The 21,195-nt window shown below is 72.7% G+C and carries 23 protein-coding genes; 13 read left to right on the forward strand and 10 right to left on the reverse strand.

The window, feature by feature from the left end:
* Nucleotides 1-65 precede the first annotated feature (65 nt).
* Complete coding sequence (chcB, locus tag AVW11_RS05220) at nucleotides 66-869, reverse strand: 2-cyclohexenylcarbonyl CoA isomerase (RefSeq protein WP_030853399.1); 804 nt, start codon at nucleotides 867-869, stop codon at nucleotides 66-68.
* Between the two features lie 333 nt (nucleotides 870-1,202).
* Here chcB and AVW11_RS05225 point away from each other — a divergent pair, with 333 nt between their 5' ends.
* A complete protein-coding gene (locus AVW11_RS05225) occupies nucleotides 1,203-1,370 on the forward strand; it encodes a DUF3117 domain-containing protein (protein WP_003966491.1) in 168 nt (55 codons plus the stop codon).
* A gap of 122 nt (nucleotides 1,371-1,492) precedes the next feature.
* Nucleotides 1,493-2,110 carry a hypothetical protein gene (locus AVW11_RS05230; RefSeq protein WP_076043383.1) on the forward strand — a complete coding sequence of 206 codons (618 nt, stop codon included), beginning with the start codon at nucleotides 1,493-1,495 and terminating at the stop codon, nucleotides 2,108-2,110.
* A 40-nt stretch (nucleotides 2,111-2,150) separates the two neighbouring features.
* Here AVW11_RS05230 and AVW11_RS05235 read toward each other — a convergent pair whose 3' ends face one another.
* Nucleotides 2,151-2,813: an O-methyltransferase gene (locus AVW11_RS05235; RefSeq protein ID WP_030032218.1), complete on the reverse strand. Its 663-nt coding sequence runs from the start codon at nucleotides 2,811-2,813 to the stop codon at nucleotides 2,151-2,153.
* A gap of 176 nt (nucleotides 2,814-2,989) precedes the next feature.
* Between AVW11_RS05235 and sigE the strand changes: the two genes are divergently transcribed.
* The 5 genes from sigE to AVW11_RS05260 all read left to right on the forward strand — a co-directional run bounded on the left by sigE (nucleotide 2,990) and on the right by AVW11_RS05260 (nucleotide 7,272).
* Nucleotides 2,990-3,769, forward strand: coding sequence for an RNA polymerase sigma factor SigE (gene sigE / locus AVW11_RS05240; RefSeq protein ID WP_076043384.1), 780 nt, complete (start codon nucleotides 2,990-2,992; stop codon nucleotides 3,767-3,769).
* A gap of 32 nt (nucleotides 3,770-3,801) precedes the next feature.
* Nucleotides 3,802-4,428: a zf-HC2 domain-containing protein gene (locus tag AVW11_RS05245; protein WP_225884926.1), complete on the forward strand. Its 627-nt coding sequence runs from the start codon at nucleotides 3,802-3,804 to the stop codon at nucleotides 4,426-4,428.
* Nucleotides 4,429-4,482: 54 nt separating this feature from the next.
* On the forward strand, nucleotides 4,483-5,835 hold the full coding sequence (locus tag AVW11_RS05250; RefSeq protein ID WP_076043385.1) for a S1C family serine protease: 1,353 nt from the start codon (nucleotides 4,483-4,485) through the stop codon (nucleotides 5,833-5,835).
* Between the two features lie 118 nt (nucleotides 5,836-5,953).
* Nucleotides 5,954-6,382 carry a sec-independent translocase gene (locus AVW11_RS05255; protein ID WP_030853423.1) on the forward strand — a complete coding sequence of 143 codons (429 nt, stop codon included), beginning with the start codon at nucleotides 5,954-5,956 and terminating at the stop codon, nucleotides 6,380-6,382.
* Between the two features lie 137 nt (nucleotides 6,383-6,519).
* A complete protein-coding gene (locus AVW11_RS05260; RefSeq protein WP_076043386.1) occupies nucleotides 6,520-7,272 on the forward strand; it encodes a hypothetical protein in 753 nt (250 codons plus the stop codon).
* 79 nt (nucleotides 7,273-7,351) lie between these two features.
* Here the strand turns inward: AVW11_RS05260 and AVW11_RS05265 are convergent, their stop codons facing one another.
* The 3 genes from AVW11_RS05265 to AVW11_RS05275 all read right to left on the reverse strand — a co-directional run bounded on the left by AVW11_RS05265 (nucleotide 7,352) and on the right by AVW11_RS05275 (nucleotide 10,508).
* Nucleotides 7,352-8,512 carry an Mrp/NBP35 family ATP-binding protein gene (locus AVW11_RS05265; RefSeq protein ID WP_060176701.1) on the reverse strand — a complete coding sequence of 387 codons (1,161 nt, stop codon included), beginning with the start codon at nucleotides 8,510-8,512 and terminating at the stop codon, nucleotides 7,352-7,354.
* Nucleotides 8,513-8,554: 42 nt separating this feature from the next.
* The gene (locus tag AVW11_RS05270) at nucleotides 8,555-9,061 is read right to left on the reverse strand and encodes a DUF1003 domain-containing protein (RefSeq protein WP_225885142.1); all 507 of its coding nucleotides are present in this window, start codon (nucleotides 9,059-9,061) and stop codon (nucleotides 8,555-8,557) included.
* A gap of 175 nt (nucleotides 9,062-9,236) precedes the next feature.
* Entirely contained in the window at nucleotides 9,237-10,508 is a 1,272-nt protein-coding gene (locus AVW11_RS05275; protein ID WP_030853436.1) for a magnesium transporter MgtE N-terminal domain-containing protein, read from the reverse strand.
* Between the two features lie 186 nt (nucleotides 10,509-10,694).
* Between AVW11_RS05275 and AVW11_RS05280 the strand changes: the two genes are divergently transcribed.
* The gene (locus AVW11_RS05280) at nucleotides 10,695-11,486 is read left to right on the forward strand and encodes a hypothetical protein (protein WP_225884928.1); all 792 of its coding nucleotides are present in this window, start codon (nucleotides 10,695-10,697) and stop codon (nucleotides 11,484-11,486) included.
* 77 nt (nucleotides 11,487-11,563) lie between these two features.
* On the opposite strand, the gene AVW11_RS05285 is transcribed toward AVW11_RS05280, so the two are convergent.
* Together AVW11_RS05285 and AVW11_RS05290 are read right to left on the reverse strand one after the other, a co-directional pair.
* A complete protein-coding gene (locus tag AVW11_RS05285; RefSeq protein WP_030853443.1) occupies nucleotides 11,564-12,079 on the reverse strand; it encodes a hypothetical protein in 516 nt (171 codons plus the stop codon).
* 70 nt (nucleotides 12,080-12,149) lie between these two features.
* Nucleotides 12,150-13,265, reverse strand: coding sequence for a magnesium and cobalt transport protein CorA (locus AVW11_RS05290; RefSeq protein ID WP_060176702.1), 1,116 nt, complete (start codon nucleotides 13,263-13,265; stop codon nucleotides 12,150-12,152).
* 375 nt (nucleotides 13,266-13,640) lie between these two features.
* On the opposite strand from AVW11_RS05290, the gene AVW11_RS05295 reads away from it, so the two are divergent.
* From AVW11_RS05295 to AVW11_RS05310, 4 genes are all read left to right on the forward strand, one after another.
* Nucleotides 13,641-14,225, forward strand: a complete 585-nt coding sequence (locus AVW11_RS05295) for a suppressor of fused domain protein (RefSeq protein WP_030853448.1) — start codon at nucleotides 13,641-13,643, stop codon at nucleotides 14,223-14,225.
* Between the two features lie 60 nt (nucleotides 14,226-14,285).
* Nucleotides 14,286-14,930 carry a DUF6758 family protein gene (locus AVW11_RS05300; RefSeq protein WP_060176703.1) on the forward strand — a complete coding sequence of 215 codons (645 nt, stop codon included), beginning with the start codon at nucleotides 14,286-14,288 and terminating at the stop codon, nucleotides 14,928-14,930.
* Nucleotides 14,931-15,032: 102 nt separating this feature from the next.
* Complete coding sequence (locus tag AVW11_RS05305) at nucleotides 15,033-15,896, forward strand: PHP domain-containing protein (RefSeq protein WP_076043387.1); 864 nt, start codon at nucleotides 15,033-15,035, stop codon at nucleotides 15,894-15,896.
* A 76-nt stretch (nucleotides 15,897-15,972) separates the two neighbouring features.
* Nucleotides 15,973-16,578: a MarC family protein gene (locus AVW11_RS05310; RefSeq protein ID WP_030853457.1), complete on the forward strand. Its 606-nt coding sequence runs from the start codon at nucleotides 15,973-15,975 to the stop codon at nucleotides 16,576-16,578.
* Between the two features lie 76 nt (nucleotides 16,579-16,654).
* On the opposite strand, the gene AVW11_RS37655 is transcribed toward AVW11_RS05310, so the two are convergent.
* The 3 genes from AVW11_RS37655 to AVW11_RS05320 all read right to left on the reverse strand — a co-directional run bounded on the left by AVW11_RS37655 (nucleotide 16,655) and on the right by AVW11_RS05320 (nucleotide 19,899).
* Nucleotides 16,655-16,807 carry a hypothetical protein gene (locus AVW11_RS37655; protein ID WP_167389209.1) on the reverse strand — a complete coding sequence of 51 codons (153 nt, stop codon included), beginning with the start codon at nucleotides 16,805-16,807 and terminating at the stop codon, nucleotides 16,655-16,657.
* A 95-nt stretch (nucleotides 16,808-16,902) separates the two neighbouring features.
* Entirely contained in the window at nucleotides 16,903-17,760 is an 858-nt protein-coding gene (locus AVW11_RS05315; RefSeq protein WP_030853460.1) for an alpha/beta fold hydrolase, read from the reverse strand.
* 108 nt (nucleotides 17,761-17,868) lie between these two features.
* Complete coding sequence (locus AVW11_RS05320; protein ID WP_240528133.1) at nucleotides 17,869-19,899, reverse strand: DEAD/DEAH box helicase; 2,031 nt, start codon at nucleotides 19,897-19,899, stop codon at nucleotides 17,869-17,871.
* Nucleotides 19,900-20,346: 447 nt separating this feature from the next.
* Here AVW11_RS05320 and AVW11_RS05325 point away from each other — a divergent pair, with 447 nt between their 5' ends.
* Nucleotides 20,347-21,105, forward strand: coding sequence for a ferritin-like fold-containing protein (locus AVW11_RS05325; protein ID WP_060176707.1), 759 nt, complete (start codon nucleotides 20,347-20,349; stop codon nucleotides 21,103-21,105).
* Nucleotides 21,106-21,195: the final 90 nt, after the last annotated feature.

Below are 21,195 nucleotides of genomic sequence, written 5' to 3' on the forward strand. Positions count from 1 at the left end.
CCGGCCCGAGGGCAGGGGCCCGGCCGCCCGGCACCGCCCGACCGGGCCGCGCACGCCCGTGCGGCTCAGCGGCCGAGGTACTTCGGCGGCTGCTTCGCCAGGAACGCCTGGACGGCGATGGAGTGGTCCTCGGAGGCCCCCGCGCGGGTCTGCAGCACGTCCTCGTGGGCCAGGGACTCCGCGAGCGTGTGGGTGGCCCCGTAGGCGAGGGACTCCTTCAGCGCCGCGTAGGCGACGGTCGGGCCCGCGGCCAGCGCGCGGGCCACGGCCTCGGCCTCGGCGTGCAGGGAGTCCGACGGCACCAGCCGGTTGACGATGCCGAGCTCGTACGCCTCCTGCGCCTTGATCGAACGCGGGAAGAGCAGCAGGTCCGAGGCGCGGGAGGCGCCGATCAGGCGGGGCAGCGTCCACGAGACCCCGGAGTCGGCGGTGAGGGCCACCCCGGCGAAGGAGGTGTTGAAGGAGGCGGTGTCGGCGACGACCCGGAAGTCGGCCGCGAGCGCGAAGCCGAAGCCCGCCCCGGCCGCGACGCCGTTGACGCCGGCCACCACGGGCTTCGGCATCTCGGTGAGCGCCCGCACGATCGGGTTGTAGTGCTCCTTGACCGTGTTCATGGTCAGCGAGGAGCCGCTCTCGCGGTCCGCCGCGAGGTTGCCGATGTGCTCCTTGAGGTCCTGGCCCACGCAGAAGGCCCGGTTGCCGGCGGCCGTCAGCAGGACCGCCCGGACCGCGGTGTCCGCGGCCGCCGCCAGCGCAGCGTCGCGCAGTGCGACCTTGGCCTCGGTGTTCATCGCGTTCATCGCGTCGGGACGGTTGATCGTGATGGTCGCGAGTCCGTCGGTCACTTCGTAGAGCACACTGTCGGCCATGGCAGGGGGTCCCCCTTCGTCGCGGGCTTGGCTACCGGTCGGTACCGGCCGGTGCAAGGGCCAGCATGGCGGACCGGACCGGGAGCGCACATGTGATGTGTGTCAAAGAAAGCCGGAGCCGTTCCCCAGGTGCGGCGGCGAAGTATCGCAGGCGGATCCCCGAAATGAGTGGTTTTGGTCGAGCGCGTTGCCCAAGCGTTCCAGGGTGATGTTGGTCATCGGGTCCTGACATGCGGGATAATGGCTGGGAAGCAATGTGTTCGATGCCGGGTATTAGGCGCCTGAATGGGGCCGTCGGCTGACGATGAGCTGGTTTCAGGAAGGGGAACGAGCATGGCGGCCATGAAGCCGCGGACGGGCGACGGCCCGCTCGAGGTCACCAAGGAGGGGCGGGGCATCGTCATGCGCGTACCGCTCGAGGGCGGCGGTCGGCTTGTCGTCGAGCTGACCCCCGATGAGGCGGACGCCCTGGGTGACGCCCTGAAGAAGGTCGTCGGCTGACCCGCTGACAGCACTTCCACCTTCTGCTTTCGCATTCTCTGCGCTGCCCCGACCGCGATCAGCGGCCGGGGCAGCGCTGTGTCGTCCGAGGACCCCTGTCCCCGATCCCGGCGGAGCCGCACGTGACCTTCTCCCCGCCCGCGCCGCCGGCCTTCGCCGACTGCACCCCGCGCCAGAAGGCGGCCCGCGTCCTGTCCGACGTACTGGCCCCGGCGAACCTGGTGGTCGCCCTGCTCCTGCTCGTCGGGTGGCACAGCACCGGGTCGTGGACGGGGCTCGGCTGGGGCCTGCTCGCCGCCCTGTTCTGCGGTGCCGTCCCGATCGCCATCATCACCGTGGGGGTCCGCCGGGGCGCCCTGACCGACCAGCACATCCGGGTCCGGCGCCAGCGGGTCGTCCCGATGGCGCTGAGCCTGGTCTCGGTCCTGGCCGGGGTCGCCCTGCTGCGCGCCCTGGGCGCCCCCGCGGACGTCTTCGCGCTCGTCGTGGCGATGCTGGTCGGCCTGGTCTCCTCGCTGCTGGTGACGGTGGCCTGGCAGATATCCATCCACATGTCGGTGGCCGGCGGCACCGTGATGATCCTGCTGCTCGTCTTCGGCCCGGCGGTCCTCCCGGCGGCCGCGGTCGCCGCCGCCGTCGGCTGGTCCCGCCTCGCGCTGCGGGCGCACACCCCGGCGCAGCTGCTCGCCGGCACCGCCCTGGGCGGTACGGCGGCGCTCACCTTCGCGCTCCTGAGCTGATCCGGTCCGGGCCGGGGCGGGCGGGGCGGGCGTACGCGGGTCAGCGGCGCACGGCGCACAGCAGGCCGTCGCCCACCGGGAGCAGCGCGGCCTCCAGCGCCGGGCTCTCCCGGACGCTGCGCAGCAGCTCGCGGACGCGGAGCACCTCCACGGGCTGGGCCGCGGAGTCGACCGTACGGCCGTCGGAGAAGACCCCCTCGAAGCACACCAGCCCCCCGGGGCGCAGCAGGCGCAACGATTCAGCGAGGTAGTCGAGGGACTCGGTCGGGTCCCCGTCGCAGAAGACGAGGTCGTAGCCGCCGTCTGCCAGGCGCGGCAGGACGTCGAGGGCGCGGCCGGGGATGAAGCGGGCGCGGTTGCCCGCGAAGCCGGCGGCGCGGAAGGCCTGGCGGGCGAAGGCCTGCCGGTCGGCTTCGGGATCCACCGTGGTCAGCACCCCGTCGGGGCGCATCCCGTGCAGGAGGTGGATGCCGGAGACGCCGGTCCCGGTACCGATTTCGGCGACCGCCTTGGCGTCCGCCGTGGCGGCCAGCAGGCGCAGCGCGGCGCCGGTCCCGGGGGAGACGGAGCGCAGGCCCGCTTCCCTGGACCGGTCGCGGGCCCATCGCAGAGCGTCGTCCTCGGCGACAAACGCGTCGGCGAACGCCCAGCTCGTCTGCCGGTTGCCGGTAATGACCCTCTCCTGTCCCCATAGTTGGCGCAACGGTGACTGTATCCGTTGACGTCGGGAACCCGCAGATGGGACCGGGCGTTGTGAGGGGTGGAGGCGGGACGAGAAGGACGGCGCCGGGCAGATCGGCGGCGTGACCGCCCCGGGGCCTAAGACTTGCGTAAAGATACTGCAAAAACCCTTATCCGGAGCTGACAGAGGGGGTGGCTATGGTAGGGACTCCACTGGACACCACCAGAGCCGACAGGGGAGGTGCGGCTGCGCCTGTGGATCGTGGAGGCGTGTTCAGACGCCTCTTCTGGTCGGCGGGTGAGCCGAAATCCGTGACCTACACTGCTGACCGCTTCCACACCGCAGACACCGCAACCACCGCGACCTTTGCCGCAGATGCGGGATCGCAGGCGTGGACCCCTCCCTCGTGGGAGGAGATCGTCAGCACGCACAGCGCGCGGGTCTACCGCCTTGCCTACCGTCTGACGGGCAACCAGCACGACGCCGAGGACCTCACCCAGGAGGTCTTCGTCCGCGTCTTCCGCTCGCTGTCCACGTACACGCCGGGCACCTTCGAGGGCTGGCTGCACCGCATCACCACGAACCTCTTCCTGGACATGGTCCGCCGCAAGCAGCGGATCCGCTTCGACGCGCTCGCCGACGACGCCGCCGAGCGGCTGCCGAGCCGTGAGCCGTCCCCCCAGCAGGTCCTCCACGACACGCACTTCGACGCGGACGTCCAGCAGGCGCTGGACACCCTCGCCCCCGAGTTCCGTGCTGCCGTGGTGCTGTGCGACATCGAGGGCCTGTCCTACGAGGAGATCGCCGCGACGCTCGGCGTGAAGCTCGGCACCGTACGCAGCCGTATCCACCGCGGCCGTTCGCACCTGCGCAAGGCGCTCAAGCACCGGTCCCCCTCGGCCCGGGCCGAGCAGCGGGCGCTGGCCGGGGTGGCGCCGGGCGCGCCGGGTGCCGGGAGAGAGGGCGGAGCCGAGTGACCGGAGCCAGTCCTTCCCCTGCCGAACAGCACTTGGGCGACCGGCTTGCCGCCCTGGTTGACGGGGAGCTGAAGCACGACGCCCGCGAGCGGGTCCTGGCCCACCTGGCGACCTGCGCCAAGTGCAAGGCCGAGGCCGACGCCCAGCGCCGTCTGAAGACGATGTTCGTGGAGAGCGCGCCGCCGCCGCTGTCCGCGGGCCTGCTCGCGCGCCTCCAGGGGCTCCCGGGCGGTCTCGACGGCCCGTCCGGCCCCCTGGGGCCACCGGGGCCGGGCGCCGGCGACCGAGACCCGTTCGAGGCCTTCGCGTACGGGCTGCCCGTCGCCGCCGCCACGCGGCCGCAGGAGGGCTTCCGCATCCACGAGGTGGGCCGTCCGCGCCGCCGGTTCGCCTTCGTCGCCGCCGGAGCGGTCTCGCTGGCCGCCCTCGCGCTGGGCGGCACGCTGCCGGTGGAGGGCACGGAACCCACCGTCCGGGGGGATTCCCCGGCGCCCGCCTCAAGGCCCGGCCCCGCCCTGCCCGTGAGCGACGCGGCGGTCCGCGACCGGCTGCCCACTCCCGCGGCCGTACCGAGCCTCCTGACGGCCGTCGCGAGCCCGCTGCCGCCGCCCCAGCCCTCCCCGCCGGGCTCGGCCCGTCCGGTCTCCCTGCTGCGCTGACCCCGGACCTGGTTGAATCGGCCGGACATGCGCACAGGTACGCGGGGAGCGCCCATGGCCGACAGGCAGCAGACCGACCCGGCTCCACAGTGGTGGAGCCGGCCCGAGGGCACGGCCGACAGCCGTCGTGACGGGGTTCCCGCCCCGCGCCCCCGGACCCGCGACGACGGCAGCGGTGCGGACGGGGACGGCGCCGAGGGCGACCGGGCCGCCGGGCAGGCGGCCCCCGCCCAGGAGGCGCCGGCCCCCGAGGTCCGCTACGACCCCTGGGGCGCGCAGCCCCTCCAGGCCGTGGACCGGGGCCGGGACCGGCCCGGCTTCCGGCTGTGGCAGGTGGCGGCCCTCGCCGCCGTCACGGCCCTGCTCGCCGGCGGCATCGGCGGCTGGCTCGGCGTCCTCGCCGAACGGCAGAGCAGCACCAGGCTGGAGCTGCCGCAGGCGGCCGTCACCGACAAGGGTCGGGCGCCCGACAGCGTGGCCGGGATCGCGGCCACCGCACTGCCCGGGGTGGTCACCCTGCACGTGCGGGGCGCGAAGAGCAGCGGCACGGGCACCGGCTTCGTACTGGACCCGCAGGGCCACATCCTGACCAACAACCACGTGGTCGCCGATGCCAAGGAGATAGCGGTCACCTTCAGCACCGGCGAGAGCGTCACCGCCGAGCTGGTCGGCCGCGACTCCGGCTACGACCTGGCCGTGGTCAAGGTCAGCGGCGTGCGCGGGCTGCGGCCGCTCAGCCTGGGCAACTCCGAGAACGTGCAGGTCGGCGACCCGGTCGTCGCCATCGGCGCGCCCTTCGACCTCTCCAACACCGTCACCGCGGGCATCATCAGCGCCACCGGCCGGCCCGTCACCGCGGGCGGCGACAAGGGCGACGGCAGCGACATCAGCTACGTCGACGCGCTCCAGACCGACGCCCCCATCAACCCGGGGAACTCCGGCGGACCCCTCCTGGACGCCCGGGCGCACGTCGTCGGCATCAACAGCGCCATCCGCGGCGCCGACAAGGACGACCCCGACCGGCAGGGCGGCTCCATCGGCCTGGGCTTCGCCATCCCCATCAACCAGGGCAAGCGCGTCGCCGAGGAGCTCATCGCGACGGGCCGCGCCACGCACCCCGTCATCGGGGTCACCCTCGACATGGACTACACGGGCGACGGAGCCCGGGTGGGGGACAAGGGCGAGGACGGCAAGCCGTCCGTGACCGCCGGCGGACCCGGCGCCCGCGCCGGCATCAAGCCCGGTGACGTGATCACCAAGGTGGACGGACAGCGGGTCCGCGGCGGCGACGAGCTGATCATCAAGATCCGGGCCCACCGCCCGGGCGACCCGCTCACCCTCACCGTGCTGCGCGACGGCCGGGAACGCACGCTGGACGTCGTCCTCGGATCGGCGAACGGCTCATGATCACCGGGTGGCCGGGGGGTGAAACCCTCACAGGTCCGGAACGCGTGTAGGGGCCCGCGGGCAAGGACGGGTACCGTGTGTTCGGGCCCGAAGTGACAGAGAGCCGAGGAGCGGCAAGGTGTTCAACGACATAGGCGCACTCGAACTCGTCACGATCGTGGTTCTGGCGATTCTCGTCTTCGGCCCGGACAAGCTGCCCAAGGTCATCCAGGACGTCACGGGCTTCATCCGCAAGGTCCGGGCGTTCTCCGACAGCGCCAAGCACGACATCCGCTCCGAACTGGGACCCGACTTCAAGGACTTCGAATTCGAGGACCTGAATCCGAAGACCTTCATCCGCAAGCAGCTCTCGGAGAACGAGGACCTCAAGGAGATCCGCAGCAGCTTCGACCTCCGCAAGGAGCTGAACGACGTCTCGGACGCCGTCAACAACCCGGAGCCCGACCCCGCCGCGGCCGCCCCGGCCGCCGCCGGTCCGGACCTGCTGAAGAAGCCCGCCGCCCCGGCTGCCGAGCAGCGCGTGCGCTTCGACGCCGACGCCACCTGACCGAGCCTGCCCGGCGATCCGGGGTCCGGTGGCTATCCTCCATCTGTCCGGATCGCGGGACGCCCGAGGGAGGGGGTCCCCCCAGCACAGCGAGGGGGAGGGCCGTTCCGGACCCCACGGAACGAGAGGCCGCCCAGATGGAGACGACGAGCAGCAGCCTGGTAGGGGCGCAGACCGCCGAGGCACCCGCCGCCGCGGACGCCGCGCAGGAACCCCATACCGGCCCGCATACGAGCCCGCATACCGGCGATCCGGCCGAGGCGCAGCATCCGGAGGCCGCCGCCCCCGTGCCGGCGGCCCGCCGGACCGCCGAGGGCTTCCTGGCGGCCGATTTCCCCTGGTACGGGCTGGACGGAGCCTTCACCGGCCCCCGCTGGCTCATGCACGTCGGCACCGCCGCCGACGGAACGGTGGAGCACGGCTCCACCGGCCACGGCGACGAGCCCTCCGCCCGGGGCGAGATCGCCACCGGCGAGAAGGAGCGCTTCGCGGTGGTCATCACCGTGGCGAGCAACCCGCTGCGCCGCAGCGGCGACGGCACCGGCGTCCTGGAGGCCACCTCGGTCTCCTCGGCCGCCTGGCTGGCCGGTTCCGGGCTGCTGGCGTACAGCTGGCCCGGACAGATGGACCACGCCCTGCGCGACGACTGGCTCGACCAGCAGACCGAGGCCGCGTGGGAGCTCGCCGACGACCTCGACGGCGAGGACTGGTCCACGCTGTCGCTGCCCGTGGACGGGGAGCCGACGCCCTTCCACTACCGCGAGTCCGAGTTCGGCTGGGTGCTCGCCGGCTCCACCGGCAGCGGCGTCCACCTGGGCGCCTACGGCCGCGGCATGAGCGCCTACGGCCTCGGCTTCTCGGCCATCGCGGACCTCGGCACGTACCAGTAGCCGTCCGCGGCCGGTACGGGCACGGGTACGCGGAAGGGCACCGCCGGCCGGCGGTGCCCTTCCGCGTACCCCGCAGGGCCTAGAACTTGTTGCGCGGGGTGATGCCCAGGGACATCCCCGACAGGCCGCGGGCACGGCCGCCCAGCTTGCCCGCGATCGAGCGCAGGGCCGCGCCGGCCGGCGAGTCCGGGTCGGACAGGACGACGGGCCTGCCCTCGTCGCCGCCCTCGCGCAGCCGGACGTCGATCGGGATCGTGCCCAGCACCGGCACCGTCGCGCCGGTGGTCCGGGTCAGCCCGTCGGCGACCTTCTGGCCACCGCCCGAGCCGAAGACGTCCACCATCTCGTCGCAGTGCGGGCACGGCAGGCCCGACATGTTCTCGACGACACCGACGATCTTCTGGTGGGTCTGCACGGCGATCGAACCGGCCCGCTCGGCCACCTCGGCCGCGGCCTGCTGCGGGGTGGTGACGACGAGGATCTCCGCGTTCGGCACGAGCTGCGCCACGGAGATCGCGATGTCGCCCGTACCCGGCGGCAGGTCCAGCAGCAGCACGTCCAGGTCGCCCCAGAAGACGTCCGCCAGGAACTGCTGCAGGGCCCGGTGCAGCATGGGACCGCGCCACACGACCGGCGCGTTGCCCGGGGTGAACATGCCGATGGAGATGACCTTCACGCCGTTCGCCGACGGCGGCATGATCATGTTCTCGACCTGGGTGGGACGGCCGTCCACACCCAGCATGCGCGGCACGCTGTGGCCGTAGATGTCCGCGTCGACCACGCCGACCTTCAGGCCGTCCGCCGCCATCGCCGCGGCGAGGTTGACCGTGACGGAGGACTTGCCGACGCCGCCCTTGCCGGAGGCGACCGCGTACACGCGGGTCAGCGAGCCCGGCTTGGCGAAGGGCACCTCGCGCTCGGCGGTGCCGCCGCGCAGCGTGGCCGCCAGGTCCTTGCGCTGCTCGTCGCTCATCACGTCCAGCGACACCGACACGGAGGTGACACCGGCGACCTTCTCGACCGCCTCGGTCACGTTCTTGGTGATCGTCTCGCGCATGGGGCAGCCCGACACGGTCAGGTAGACCGTGACGGCGACCGCGCCGCCGTCGCCGATCTCCACCGATTTGACCATGCCGAGCTCGGTGATCGGCCGGTGGATCTCGGGGTCGTTCACCGTCGCCAGAGCGTCCAGGATCGCGTCCTGCTCAGGCACGGCGGCGGAGCTTGTGTCGGTAGCCATGCCCCGATGGTACGGCTCGGTAGCACGCCTCAGGAAAGCCGTTCAGCGGTCGCCTTCATCACGTTCCGCCGGGAATAGACGCCGCTCGTCCATCTCCTTGATCAGGTCCTGGAACTCCGACCTGATCCAGTCGCGGGTGGCGACCTCGCCGAGACCCATCCGCAGCGCCGCGATCTCCCGCGTCAGGTACTCCGTGTCGGCGATGGACCGCTCGTTCTGCTTGCGGTCCTGCTCGTGGGTGACCCGGTCGCGGTCGTCCTGCCGGTTCTGCGCGAGCAGGATCAGCGGGGCGGCGTAGGAGGCCTGGAGCGACAGCATCAGCGTCAGGAAGATGAACGGGTATTTGTCGAACCGCAGGTCGTCCGGCGCGAAGACGTTCCACAGCACCCACAGGATGATGACGAGCGTCATCCACACGATGAAGCGGCCGGTGCCCAGGAACCGCGCCACCCGCTCGGAGAGCCGTCCGAACGCCTCCGGGTCGTACTCGGGCAGCAGGGACCGGCGCGGCGCCCGCGGCAGGTCGAGGCGGACCCGCGGACGCGTCAGCGCGCTCGACCCGGTGCCCGACGGCTTCGACGCCCGCTCGCCGGATCGTTCCGCCGCCTCCGCCGCCAACCCGTGCTCGCGCGCCTGCGTCCGCGCCTGCTCGCGCCGCTCCCGGATCTGCTCACGGCGCCGCTCGCGCGCCTGCTCGCCACGGCCCCGGTCGAAGCGCCCTCGCTCAGCGGCCACCGACGGCCTCCTCGGAATGGAATTCCGTCTCCCGCCAGTCGTCCGGCAGCAGGTGGTCCAGTACGTCGTCCACGGTCACCGCGCCCAGCAGCGACCCGCTCTCGTCGACCACCGGCACCGCGACCATGTTGTAGGCGGCCAGGTGCGTGGTCACCGCGGGCAGCGAGGCGTTCGGCCGCAGCGGCGGCAGGTCCGTGTCCACGATCGAGCTGACCAGGGTGAACGGCGGGTCCCGCAGCAGCCGCTGGAAGTGCACCGTGCCCAGGTACTTGCCCGTCGGCGTCTCGTCCGGAGGCCGGCACACGTACACCTGCGCCGCCAGCGCCGGCGACAGGTCCGCCTGCCGGACGCGGGCCAGCGCGTCCGCGACCGTGGCGTCCGGGCGCAGCACGATCGGCTCGGTGGTCATCAGACCGCCGGCGGTGTTCTCCTCGTAGGACAGCAGGCGGCGCACGTCGGCCGCGTCGTCGGGCCGCATCAGCGTCAGCAGCCGCTCCTTGTCGTCCTCCGGCAGCTCCGAGAGCAGGTCGGCGGCGTCGTCCGGGTCCATCGCCTCCAGGACGTCCGCGGCGCGCTCCTCCTTCAGCTTGCCGAGGATCTCCACCTGCTCGTCCTCGGGCAGCTCCTCCAGCACGTCCGCGAGCCGGTCGTCGTCGAGGGCGTTGGCCACCTCGGCACGCCGCTTCGGCGTCAGGTGGTGCAGGACGTTCGCCACGTCGGCCGGGCGCATCTGCTCGAAGGTGGCGACCAGGTTCTCGGCGCCCTGCCCGTGCTCCTCCAGGGAGAAGCCCGTCACGGCCGACCACTCCACCGTCAGGGCCTCGCCGCGCCGGCGCAGCGCACCCGACTTGCCCTTCCGCACGAAGATCCGGTCGATCTCCCAGTCCCGGCGGGCCGGCAGCTGCTGGATGGCCACGTCCAGGACGGTGACCTCCTCGCCGCTGGCGACCAGCGTCACCCGCCGGTCCAGCAGCTCGCCCAGCACCAGCCGCTCGGTGGGGCGCTGCTCGAAGCGCCGCATGTTGATGACGCCGGTGGTGATGACCTGCCCGGACTCCACTCCCGTGACGCGTGTCATCGGCAGGAAGACCCGCCGCCGGCTGACCACCTCGACCACGAGCCCCAGCAGCCGCGGCGGTCGGCCGCCGACCCGCAGCATCGCGACGAGGTCGCGGACCCGGCCGACCTGGTCGCCGTTGGGATCGAAGACCGGCACACCCGACAGATGCGAGACGAAGATCCGCGGGGCGCCTGCAACCATCCGAGCGCCTCCTAGAGCGTCAATCGACAGTCCTGCCGCCCCTCAGGCTAGCCCGTGCCGCAGGCAAGCGTCCTGGTGGGGAGGTCCGCCCGGGGCCCCGCGGACCCCGGGGAGCGGTCGCGGGCCGGCGCACACGGGCGGGTACGCTGCCTGCTGCCCGCAGACGACGACGAGAGGCACCTGCCCGTGACCGCCTACTTCCCCGCCGCGCGGCTGCGCCGGGCCGCCCTGATCGGTGTGCTGTGCGCGGGCCTCGCCGTGACCGGTACGGGTTGCGGGGACGACCCGGACGAGGGCACGAACGGCGTCGGCAGGCTCACCGCCGACAAGATCGAGGCGAAGGCCAAAGCGGCCGCGGGCGATGCCGAATCGGTACACCTGTCGGGCACGCTGGTCAGCGGCGGCAAGGCCTTCACCGTCGACATGCGGCTGAAGTCGGACGGCGGCTCGGGCGAGGTGAAGTCGCAGGACGACACCTTCCAGCTGCTGCGGGTGGGGGAGCAGCTCTACCTGAAGGCCAGCGCGGCGTTCTGGGGGCAGACCGACTCGGCCGGCAAGCTCGCCGACAAGTACGTGAAGGTGCCCGAGGGCGACCCCTCCTACAAGCAGTTCCGCGGCTTCACCGACATGGACGTCCTGCTGGACGGCCTGCTGGGCCTGGAGGGCAAGCTCGCCAAGGGCTCCTACACCAAGGTCGGGCACACCCGCGCGGTCCAGGTCACGGCGGACGAGGGCAAGGGCGGCAAGCTCTCGGTGTCGCTGGAGGGGACCCCGTACCCGCTGCTCATGGAGCGGGCCGGCGGCGCCGGCCGGGTGGAACTCGCCGAGTGGGGCAAGCCGTTCCAGCTCGACCCGCCCGCCCAGGACCAGACGGTCGACTACGGCAGCCAGCTGCCGACGACCAAGGGGGAGGGCGGCGCGCCCGCCCCGGCCGCCTCCAAGGGCTCCGGCCAGGGCGCGAACCCGACCACGCCGTAGGAGGCGACCCGCCGGCCAGGACCGGACGACGCCCGGCGGCGTATCGCCGGTCAGGCGCCGGGCGGGCCTTCTTCCGGTCAGCCCCGGGCGGCCTTCCTGCGCTTCAGCAGCAGCTTCGGCAGGGCCGCCGGGACCGGCCGGCGGGTCGTCGCCGGGGAGCCCAGCGGGGCCGCGGCCAGCGAGCCGTCCGGCAGCGCCGACCGCACCGACTCCGGCTCCAGCCGCAGCAGCCGGCACTCCCGCGCCCACCGCTCGGTCATGTCCTGCGCGTCGGGCGCGTTCAGCCGCTTGCCCTTGAGCTCGGCGACGGCCGCCTGCCACTCCTCGCCGCGGGGCGGCAGCTCCCGTACGGTCGCCGTCCAGGCCACCAGCCGGCCGCCCTTGTCCTTGCTCCGCACGGTCACCTCGGCGCCCGCGCCGTCCGCCAACCCCGGGAACGGCTGCTCGCCGGGCCCGTCACCCAGCACGTGGGCCGCACCGTCCACCCAGGCGTGCCACAGGGCGCGGTCGGCGCCGGCGCCGCGGACCCAGATCAGGCCGGACTTCTTGGTGGCCTCCTCGACGAGGGCCAGGTCGAGCGTGCTGAGAGTCATGCGGACAGGGTAGGGGGTCGCCCCGCGGGCCCGAGGGGGTGTCTCGCGCTCAGGCCGGGATCGCGGCCTTCTAGAGCCAGCCGTGGCGGCGCAGCGCCCGGTGGATGGTGAAGCAGGCGCCGAAGATCGTCGCCATCACCATCGGGTAGCCGTACTCCCACCGGAGCTCGGGCATGTGGTCGAAGTTCATCCCGTACACGCCGCAGATCATCGTGGGCACCGCGATGATGGCCGCCCAGGAGGTGATCTTCCGCATGTCCTCGTTCTGCGCGACCGTCGCCTGCGCGAGGTTGGCCTGGAGGATGGAGTTCAGGAGCTCGTCGAAGCCCACCACCTGCTCGTGGACCCGCGCGAGGTGGTCGGCGACGTCCCGGAAGTACTTCTGGATGTCGGGGTCCACCAGCCGCATCGGCCGCTCGCTCAGCAGCTCCATCGGGCGCAGCAGCGGCGAGACCGCCCGCTTGAACTCCAGCACCTCCCGCTTGAGCTGGTAGATCCGGCCCGCGTCGCCGCCGCGCGCACTGCCCTTGGCGGGGGCCGCGAAGACATCGCTCTCCACCTCGTCGATGTCGTCCTGCACCGCCGCCGCGACCGCGATGTAGCCGTCGACGACGTGGTCGGCGATGGAGTGCAGGACGGCCGAGGGCCCCTTGGACAGCAGGTCGGGGTCGTCCTGGAGGCGGTGGCGCAGACCCTTGAGGGAGCCCTGTCCGCCGTGCCGGACGGTGATGACGAAGTCGGGGCCGGTGAAACACATCACCTCGCCCGTCTCCACCACCTCGCTGGTGGCGGTCAGTTCGGCGTGCTCCACGTAGTGGATGGTCTTGAAGACGGTGAAGAGGGTGTCGTCGTACCGCTCCAGCTTCGGCCGCTGGTGCGCGTGCACCGCGTCCTCCACGGCCAGCGGGTGCAGGCCGAAGGTGGCGGCGATCCCCGCGAACTCGGCCTCCGTCGGCTCGTGCAGGCCGATCCAGGCGAAACCGCCGTCCTCGCGCACCCGGCGGATCGCCTCACGGGGTGTCAGACACGCGGGCCCCAGCACCCGGCGGCCGTCGCGGTACACGGCGCAGTCGACCACCGCGCTGCTCGCCGACGGGTCGCGGGTCGCGTCGTAGCCGGGCTGGACGGGGGTGGACTTGCGCAGGGACGGGCGTACGGCCGCACGCAGGTAGGGCAGCATCGACATGGCAGGCTCCTTCGCACGCACGGCTGCGGACCGTACGGGTGGGAGACCCTCCATCACCGCGCGGGGGCAGGCCGGGCAGGCGGGAGGGAACAGGACGGAGGACAAACGTCTTGCCGTCGCTCTTCTACTGATCAGAAGATCACAGAGGGCGGGAAACGCCCGCCGGAGAAGCGGAAGAGCGATGGGTACTGCACGATCGACTTCGGTCCACCGCAGCCCCACCTCCTCCGGCCGGTCCCCCGTAGGGGACGTCCTGTCTCCGGGGCCTTGAAACAACGCTTCTGCGTGCGGCCCCGAACAGCTGTCAACACTATCAGCCGACGGATGGTCAAGACCCGCTCTTTACCCGGCTGATACGAGTTCTATGCTCGTTTCATGGCAGAAATTCTGGCTCTCGTCGAGGCCCGGCTGCGCACCGCGTTCGGTGAACCCGACGCCCGCGCCGCCGTCACCTTCCTGGGCACCGACCGCATCGAGGTACTCCGTTTCGCCGAGGGCGACCTCGTGCGGTACGCGACCCTGGGGATGTCCGCGAACCCGATGACCGATCCGACCGCCGTCGTCGCCGACCCCGTACGGGGCCCGCGCGCCGAACTGGTGCTGACCGTACGGGGAGGGCTGGCGGACACCGACAAACTGCTCAGGCCGCTCGCGGTGCTGGCCGCCTCCCCGCAGGTCGAGGGGCTGGTCGTGGCCCCCGGGGCCTCGCTCGACGTGGGCGAGCCGCTGTGGGAGGGAGCGCCGTTCAGCTCCGTCCTCGTGGCGGAACCGGGCGGCCTGGTGGAGGACCTGGAGCTCGACGAGCCCATGGAGGCGGTGCGGTTCCTGCCGCTGCTGCCGATGACGGCGAACGAGGCCGCCTGGAAGCGGGTCCACGGCGCGGCGGCCCTCCAGGAGCGCTGGCTCGCGCGCGGAACGGACCTGCGGGATCCTCTGCGTAGCGCTGTCGCACTGGACTGACAGCCCGGACGGGTGACCATGCCTTGACTGGCGGCCGGGCGGGGAGGAGCGTGGCTACCTATGAGGGGTGAACCAACTTGCCCGAAGTGCGGTGGCCGGGTCAGGGCGCCCGGACTCTTCTCCGACTCCTGGCAGTGCGCGGTGCACGGCGCTGTCCACCCCCTGCAACCCGTCATCCCGCCGAGCGTGGAGGGCCTGGGCGTGGTCGTGCACCGGGCGCGCGTACCGGTGTGGATGCCGTGGCCGCTGCCGCTCGGATGGCTGTTCACCGGGGTGGCGTCCGCCGGTGACGACCGCAGCGGCGGCCGGGCGACGGTGGTCGCCTGCTCGGGTCCCGGACCGGTGGGCGGGGTGGGGGAGCTGCTGCTGATCGCGGAGGAGCTGGGCGTCGGCCTGGGCGCGCGGTACGCGGGCATCGACGGCCTCGACCCGGGCCGGTCCATCAACATGGACGGGCCGCCCCACACCAAGGTGGTCGCGGCGGGCCGGCCCACGCCGCTGTGGCACGTGGGCGGCGGCCCGGACGACCGGGCCGTCTTCGCCGGCGAGGCACGCGGCCTGTGGCTGTGGGCCATCGTCTGGCCGCAGCAGTCCGGCCTCCTGCTCTACGACGAGCTGGTCCTCACCGACCTGCGCGAAGGGGGCGCCGAGGTCGAACTCCTCCCGTGCGGTGCCCTGAGCCCGCGCATCCTGGGGCCCGTGTAGAGCGCCGCGGGCCTCCTGGCAGAGATCCTTCCGGCGAAAGCGGACCTTCCGCCCGGTTATCCTGGGGTGTCCCCCCGTCCGTACGACCCCTGGAGCTCGGCTGTGCGCATCGACCTGCACGCCCACTCCACGGCATCCGACGGTACGGACACCCCCGCCGAACTGGTGCGCAACGCCGCCGGCGCCGGGCTGGACGTGGTCGCGCTGACCGACCACGACACCGTCGGCGGGTACGGCGAGGCCCTCGCGGCCCTGCCCGCGGGACTGACGCTGGTGACGGGCGCCGAGCTGTCCTGCCGCCTCGACGGGGTCGGTGTGCACATGCTCGCCTACCTCTTCGACCCCGAGGAGCCCGAGCTCGCGCGCGAGCGGGAACTCGTCCGGGACGACCGGGTCCCGCGGGCCCGGACCATGGTCGGCAAGCTCCAGGACCTCGGCGTGGACGTCACCTGGGAACAGGTGGCGCGGATCGCCGGCGACGGTTCGGTCGGCCGGCCGCACATCGCGACCGCCCTCGTCGAGCTGGGCGTCGTGCCCACCGTCTCGGACGCCTTCACGCCGGACTGGCTCGCCGACGGCGGCCGCGCGTACGCCGAGAAGCACGAGCTCGACCCCTTCGACGCCGTACGCCTGGTCAAGGCGGCCGGCGGCGTCACCGTCCTCGCGCACCCCGCCGCCGTCAAGCGCGGCCGCTGCGTGTCGGAGTCCGCGATAGCCGAACTGGCGGCCGCGGGCCTGGACGGCGTCGAGGTCGACCACATGGACCACGACACCGACACCCGCGCGCGCCTGCGCGCCCTGGCGGCGGAACTCGGGCTGCTGACCACCGGCTCCAGCGACTACCACGGCAGCCGCAAGACGTGCCGCCTGGGCGAGTACACGACCGACCCCGAGATCTACGGCGAGATCACGCGCCGCGCGACCGGGGCCTTCCCCGTGCCGGGCGCCGGCGGGCGCGGGCGCTGACCGGCCACTTCGCGGCCCGCTCGACCCGTCCCTGACTTCTTCTTCGCGACACCCCTCTCTCCTGCAAGGCATCACTGTGTTCGACTTCGCCGTCTTCGGATCCCTTTTTCTCACCCTTTTTGTGATTATGGACCCCCCGGGGATCACGCCCATCTTCCTGGCGCTGACCTCCGGCCGTCCCGTCAAGGTGCAGCGCCGCATGGCGTGGCAGGCCGTCTGCGTGGCCTTCGGGGTGATCGCGGTCTTCGGCCTCTGCGGTCAGCAGATCCTCGACTACCTGCACGTCTCCGTCCCGGCGCTGATGATCGCCGGCGGTCTGCTGCTCCTGCTCATCGCGCTCGACCTGCTCACCGGCAAGACCGACGAGCCCAAGCAGACCAAGGACGTGAACGTCGCCCTGGTCCCGCTCGGCATGCCGCTGCTGGCCGGGCCCGGTGCGATCGTCTCGGTCATCCTGGCCGTCCAGAAGGCGGACGGGGCGGCCGGCCAGATCTCCGTCTGGGCCGCGATCATCGCCATGCACGTCGTGCTGTGGATCACCATGCGCTACTCGCTGGTGATCATCCGGGTCATCAAGGACGGCGGCGTCGTCCTCGTGACCCGGCTCGCCGGCATGATGCTGTCGGCGATCGCCGTCCAGCAGATCATCAACGGCGTGCTCCAGGTGGTCCGGGGATCCTGACCGCCTGCGCCCCGTACCTGCGCGAACGCCCCCGCACCGGTCCCGGTGCGGGGGCGTGAACGTACTGGGCGGAGCGTCAGGAGGACGCCCTCTCGGCCGGTCGGATGAGGATGCGCTGGCCGATCGACGCGGCCTGCTGCACGATCCGGTTGACGGAGGCCGCGTCCACGACGGTGCTGTCCACGGCGGTCCCGTCGACGTCGTCCAGGCGCAGAATCTCGAAGCGCACGGGCTTCTCCCTTCGTCGGTGTTCTCCTTGCACTGAGTCAACGAAGTGTAAGCCGCAATCATTCCCTACGCTAAGGAAATTTTTTCACTGGCTAACTACACGGGGGTGGCGGAGTCCCAGAACGAGGCCAGCGCGGCGGCCGTCGTCGCGGGGTCCTCGGCGTTCGGGGAGTGCTCGGTCCCGGGGACCACCACTCGCCGCGCACCGAGCCGCTCGGCCATCGCGTCCATCAGCGGGACCGGCCAGGCGTAGTCCACGGCCCCGGACAGCACCAGCTTCGGGAGCGCCACCCGGCTCAGCTCGTCCACCCGGTCGGGCTCGCAGATCAGCGCCCGGCCCGTGACCACCAGCTGCTCGGGGACGGTGGCCAGCCACCGCTCGCGCAGGAAGCGTGTCAGCTCGGGGGAGTCCCGGGCCGCGTCCTGCGCGTCGTGCGCCCGCATCGCCTCCCAGATCCCCGGCATGTCGTCGCCCATCGCCTCCAGCGCGGCGACCAGCAGTTTCGTTCGCGCCTGCTGCTCCTCGGCGATCGCCGCCGGCCCGCTGCTCAGCAGGGTGAGCGAGGCGAACGGCGACGGGTCGCGCAACACGGCCGCGCGCGAGACCAGCCCGCCGAGCGAGTGGCCGACGAGGTGCACGCGCTCCGCGCCCAAGGCTCGGACCTGCGCGAGGACGTCACCCGCGAGCTCCTCCATGCCGTACGCGGACTCCTCGCGCGGGCCGGGCGTCTCGTGCTGGCCGCGCCCGTCCACGGCGACCACCCGGTAGCCGGCGGCGGCCAGCGGCTCCAGCAGCCCGATGAAGTCCTCCTTGCTGCCCGTGAAGCCGGGAACCAGCAGGGCGGTGCCGCGGACCGGCTCGCCGGCCTCGTGCACGGCGAAGGATCCGCGGTCGGTGGACAGGTGGTACGCACGGGCGGCGGACGGCAGCGTGAGGCGCGGCGGCTTGCTCATGACCAGAGGTTACCGGCCCGTAGCTTCCGGCGCGGCCCGGGTACGCCGACGGCCCCGCCCCCTCGGAAAGGGGACGGGGCCGTCGGCGTACGTGCTGCCGGGCCGGTCCTACGCCTCGGGCGCGGCCGCGACCTTGCGGGTACGGGTCCGCTTCGGCTTGGCCGGGGCCTCCTCGGCCGCGACGGCGGCTTCGGCGGCGACCGGTGCGGCCTCCGCGGCCTTGCGGGTGCGGGTCCGCTTCGGCTTGGCCGGGGCCTCCTCGGCCGCGACGGCGGCTTCGGCGGCGACCGGTGCGGCCTCCGCGACCTTGCGGGTGCGAGTGCGCTTCGGCTTGGCCGGAGCCTCCTCGGCCACGGCCACCGCGGCGGCCTCGGCGACCGGGGTCACCGGCGCGGCCGCGGCCTTGCGGGTGGTGCGGCGCGCCCGGACCGGCTCGACGGGCGGGGCCATCTGGAAGTCAGGCTCCGGCGCCGTCTCCACGATCCTGCGCGGGCGCCGCGCCCGGACGGGCGCCGGCTCGGCGAGCGGGACCGTCTGGAAATCCGGCTCCGGGGCGCTCTGAACGACCTTGCGGGTGCGGGTGCGCTTCGGCTTGGCCGGGGCCTCCTCGGCGACCGGGGCCGCCTCGGCCACGGGAGCCGCAACCACGGGAGCCGCGACCGGCGCCTCGGCCACCGCTGCCGGGGCGGACTGCACCGGCACCGCACCCACGCGGGTCCGGCGGCGGCGCGGCCTGCGCGGCTCGTCGCCGGCGGCCGGCTCCTGCGGGGCCTCGGCCACCGGGGACACGGCGGCCTGCTCGGCGCCCAGCTCGGACCCGCCCCGCGTACGGCGGCGCTGGCGCGGGGTACGGGTACGGGCCGGGCGCTCCTCGGTCACCGTGGCGGCCTGCGCGGAGCGGCCGCCGCGGCCACCGCGGCCGCCGGTCTCGCCCAGGTCCTCCAGGTCCTCGGCCTTCAGGCCGGCCCGCGTGCGCTCGGCGCGCGGCAGGATGCCCTTGGTGCCGGCCGGGATGTTCAGCTGCTCGAACAGGTGCGGCGACGTGGAGTACGTCTCGACCGGCTCGTGGAAGTCCAGCTCCAGCGCCTTGTTGATCAGCTGCCAGCGCGGGATGTCGTCCCAGTCGACCAGGGTGACGGCGATGCCCTTGTTCCCCGCGCGGCCGGTGCGGCCCACGCGGTGCAGGAAGGTCTTCTCGTCCTCGGGCGTCTGGTAGTTGATGACGTGGGTCACACCCTCGACGTCGATGCCGCGTGCGGCGACGTCGGTGCACACCAGCACGTCGACCTTGCCGTTGCGGAACGCGCGCAGGGCCTGCTCGCGCGCGCCCTGGCCCAGGTCGCCGTGGACCGCGCCGGACGCGAAGCCGCGCCGCTCCAGCTGCTCGGCGATGTCGGCCGCCGTGCGCTTGGTACGGCAGAAGATCATGGCCAGGCCGCGGCCCTCGGCCTGCAGGATGCGGGAGACCAGCTCCGGCTTGTCCATGTTGTGCGCACGGAAGACGTGCTGCGTGATGTTGGCGACGGTCGCGCCCTCGCCGTCCTCGGAGACGGCGCGGATGTGGGTCGGCTGCGTCATGTACCGGCGGGCCAGGCCGATGACGGCGCCCGGCATGGTCGCCGAGAACAGCATCGTCTGACGCTTCGCGGGCAGGTGCGCCATGATCTTCTCGACGTCGGGCAGGAAGCCCAGGTCGAGCATCTCGTCGGCCTCGTCGAGGACGAGCGCGCGGACGCGGGACAGGTCGAGCTTCTTCTGCCCGGCCAGGTCGAGCAGGCGGCCCGGGGTGCCGACGATCACGTCGACGCCCTTGTTGAGGGCCTCGACCTGGGGCTCGTAGGCGCGGCCGCCGTATATGGCCAGGACGCGGACGTTGCGGACCTTGCCGGCGGTCAACAGGTCGTTGGTGACCTGGGTGCACAGCTCGCGGGTCGGAACCACCACGAGGGCCTGCGGGGCGTCGGTCAGCTGGTCGGGCGTGGCCCGGCCGGCCTCGACGTCCGCGGGGACGACGACCCGCTCCAGCAGGGGAAGCCCAAAACCGAGCGTCTTGCCGGTTCCGGTCTTGGCCTGGCCGATGACGTCCGTGCCGGAGAGGGCGACGGGGAGGGTCATCTCCTGGATGGGGAAGGGGGACACGATGCCGACGGCTTCAAGCGCTTCGGCAGTCTCGGGAAAGATCCCGAGGTCTCGGAACGTAGTCAGGGTGCTGCCTCTTCTGTGAGACGCGGCGCGAGGCGGCGAGGGGGGTCCTACCGTGCTGTGCTTGCAGTACTGCCACGTACGAAGCTGCGCGGGACCACTGGCCTTCGCTCAAGCGCATCTGCCGCTGAGGGGGCCCCTCGTGGGAGGCGGTACGCATGGACGTACGCACCACACCGAGGGCGGTCGGTTGGAGCCGATCGGGCCACCGACCGGGCATCCTCATTCGGATGGCCCGTCGAGTATTCGGCAGGCGCATTACCACTGTACCCCGGAATCGCGCAGGTGTGTCGGGTGAATTCACCGGGTAGGTGGGTTTAGGTGGACAGGCCGTGCGTAGACGTGGTGCCTTGAGGGGCCATTCGGCGGGCTATTGTGCGGAGCATGCCGACCGTAGAAAACGCCTCGCCCGCCGACGACAGCAACCCCGCCGAGGCCACGGGGATCGCCTCGCAGGACTGGGCGGCCGCCTCTGCCTCGCCGCAGTACCGGGCCGCCGTCGTGGACCTGCTCGGCGCGCTCGCCTACGGGGAGCTCGCGGCCTTCGAGCGCCTTGCGGAGGACGCGAAGCTCGCGCCCACCCTGGACGACAAGGCCGAGCTCGCCGCGATGGCCTCCGCCGAATTCCACCACTTCGAGCGGCTGCGCGACCGCCTCACGAAGATCGAGGCCGAGCCCACCGCCGCCATGGAGCCCTTCGCCCAGGGCGTCGACGCCTTCCACCGCCAGACCGCCCCGTCGGACTGGCTGGAGGGCCTGGTCAAGGCGTACGTCGGCGACTCCATCGCCAGTGACTTCTACCGCGAGGTCGCCTCCCACCTCGACACCGACACCCGCGCCCTCGTGCTCGGTGTGCTCGACGACACCGGCCACGGAAACTTCGCCGTCGAGAAGGTGCGCGCCGCGATCGAGGCCGACCCCCGCTGCGGCGGCCGCCTCGCGCTGTGGGCCCGCCGCCTGATGGGCGAGGCCCTCTCGCAGGCCCAGCGCGTGGTCGCCGAGCGCGACGCCCTCTCGACCATGCTGGTCGGAGGCGTCGACGGGATGGCGGCCGGCTTCGACCTCGCGGCCGTCGGCGAGATGTTCACCCGGATCACCAAGGCCCACACCAAGCGGATGGCGGCCCTCGGCCTCGCCGCCTGACCGGTCCCCGTACGTCGTCGGCCCCGGCGCGCCGTGTGCGCGCCGGGGCCGACGTACGCGGTCCCGGGAGCGGGCCTCACGGCCCGGCTT

This window comes from Streptomyces amritsarensis, from assembly GCF_001953875.1.
In the GTDB taxonomy this organism is placed as follows: Bacteria; Actinomycetota; Actinomycetes; order Streptomycetales; family Streptomycetaceae; genus Streptomyces; species Streptomyces amritsarensis.